Origin of the sequence: Sporichthya sp. (genome assembly GCF_013815995.1) — a bacterium.
Taxonomy (GTDB): Bacteria; Actinomycetota; Actinomycetes; order Sporichthyales; family Sporichthyaceae; genus Sporichthya.
Genome location: NZ_JACDFE010000382.1, coordinates 1 through 2,132 on the forward strand (window position 1 = coordinate 1; position 2,132 = coordinate 2,132).

Below are 2,132 nucleotides of genomic sequence, written 5' to 3' on the forward strand. Positions count from 1 at the left end.
CCGCAACCTGGCGCTGCTCGACGCGGCCGGCCCGGGCGGGCGGCGGTCCTCCCGCGCAGGCCGGGTCGACGATGCGTTGGCCCGCGTCGGTCTCGGCGGCGTCGACAACCGACCGGTCAAGGCCTACTCGCTCGGCATGCGACAACGCCTCGGGCTCGCCGCAGCGCTGCTGGTGCCGCGTCGCCTGCTCGTGCTGGACGAACCCACGAACGGTCTGGACCCCGGTGGCATTCAGGAGGTGCGCGCGCTACTGGCCGAACTCAACGCCGCCGGCACCACGGTGTTCATGTCCTCGCACCTGCTGGCCGAGATCGAAGCGACCTGCGACCGGGTCGGCATCCTCGACCGTGGGCGGTTGCTCGTGGAGGACTCCCTCGAGGCCCTGAGGACCGCCACCGGGTTGGTGCTGGTGGACACCCCCGACACCGAGCGGGCCCTCACCCTGCTCGACGGCCGGGCGAGTGGGCGCGGCGGGGACCGCCTCGCGGTCCGCGCCGACGATCCGGCCGAGCTCACCGCGTATCTGGTGGGGCACGGGCTGCGGATTCACGGCGTCCTGGTCGAGCGCCGCACCTTGGAGAACGTCGTCCTCGACATGGTCGGCTCCGGCAGCGACCGGGTGGATCGGCCGGACCGATCAGTGGGGGGCATCCGATGATCCGGGTCGAGCTGATCAAAATGCTCCGCCGGCCCCGGACCTGGGTGAGCGTGGCGCTGTTGTGTCTGCTGCCCACCGTGGTTGCGATCTTCGTCTCTGTGCGGGACATCGGCCCCCGTCCGGGCGAAGGTCCCGCGTTCCTGTCCGCGGTGCTGAACAACGGTGCGCTCTACCCGGCCGCGGCGTTGGCGATCGTGCTCCCGATCTTCCTGCCGGTCTCCGTCGCGCTGATGGCCGGCGAGGCCATCGCGGGGGAGGCCAACGCCGGAACGCTGCGCTACCTGCTGATCCGTCCGGTGAGCCGGACGCGCCTGCTCGTCGCCAAGCTGGTCGCGGTCATCGTCTTCGTACTCGGCGCCGTCGTGATCGTCGCACTGGTGTCCCTGGTCGTCGGGATCGGCCTGCTGGGCAACGAGCGCGGCTCGGTGGTCTCCGTCTCCGGAGCTGAACTGACGCCCACTCAGGTGGCGGTGCGGATGCTGCTGGCCGTCGGCTTCATCGGCATCTCCATGGTCGGGGTCGCCGCGATCGCGCTGTTCCTGTCCACGGTCAGCGACTCACCGTCCGGCGCGGCGTTGGGTGCACTCGCAGGTCTCGTCGGAAGCCAGATCCTGGTCTCGCTGCAGGCGTCCTCGCCGGTGGCGCCGTACCTGCCGACGCGGTACTGGCTGGCGTGGATCGATCTGTTCCGCGATCCGATCCTCTGGCGTGAGCTCGAGCGGGGCTTGGCGATCCAGGTCGTCTACGCCGGGGTGTTCCTCGCCCTCGCGTGGGCAAACCTGTCCTCGAAGGACATCGCGAACTAGGCGCACACGCTTGCTGTCGGTGCGGTCAGCGCGCCGCCGGCGAGCGCGCCCTCCACGATCCGGACGACGGCCCGGTCGACCGGCAGCCCTCCGTGACCGACGCCGGCGGCCGGGCAGAGGTCCTGCAACTGCAGGTTGAGCGCCCCGGTCAGGCGCGCCGACTCCGGCGGGGTCACGGTGGAATCGTTCGCGGTCCAGATCGACAGCCAGGCGGGGTGGTCGGTGGCCGCGGAACCGTCCGGTCCGAGGCTCCGCAGCAGCTCGCTGTCCGGCACCAGTTGCCGGCAGGCCACCGGGCAGAGCCCGGGGAAGACTGCGGCGCCGGTCGAGGCGAGTGTGGTGCCGTGGAACGGTGAGCCGAGGGTGATGATGCGTCGCGCCCGCGTCGCGCCCTCATGCTGCTGGGCCCACAGGAGGGCGACCACGCCCCCGGCGGAGTAGCCGATGACATCGACCGAGGGCGCGCCGCCGCGGAGGGCGTCAGCCACGGCCTGCTCGACCGCCGCGACCTGAGTGCGAAGGTCCTCGGTGTTCTGCTCCGGCCCGGGCACGACCTCGGCCGGCCGGCCGTCCGCGCGCAGCCGCGCAGCCAGGGCCTTGAGGTTCGAACTGGGTGCGCCGTATCCGGACACCAGGACCACCGGGCCGGGCCGGTCCTGGGCCACGGC

3 protein-coding genes are annotated in these 2,132 nt (G+C 72.0%); 2 read left to right on the plus strand and 1 reads right to left on the minus strand.

The window, feature by feature from the left end; translation table 11 throughout:
• Positions 1-658: ATP-binding cassette domain-containing protein (locus H0X00_RS23530; protein ID WP_293775273.1), on the plus strand; the 658-nt coding region annotated here is incomplete at its 5' end.
• Positions 655-1,464: an ABC transporter permease gene (locus tag H0X00_RS23535; protein WP_293775274.1), complete on the plus strand. Its 810-nt coding sequence runs from the start codon at positions 655-657 to the stop codon at positions 1,462-1,464. The genes H0X00_RS23530 and H0X00_RS23535, both read left to right, overlap by 4 nt.
• Here the strand turns inward: H0X00_RS23535 and H0X00_RS23540 are convergent.
• Positions 1,461-2,132: hypothetical protein (locus H0X00_RS23540; RefSeq protein WP_293775275.1), on the minus strand; the 672-nt coding region annotated here is incomplete at its 5' end. The genes H0X00_RS23535 and H0X00_RS23540 overlap by 4 nt on opposite strands.

Excerpts from the sequence above, each read along its gene's own strand:
- H0X00_RS23535 (WP_293775274.1), top strand. The coding sequence starts at position 655 with ATGATCCGGGTCGAGCTGATCAAAATGCTCCGCCGGCCCCGGACCTGG.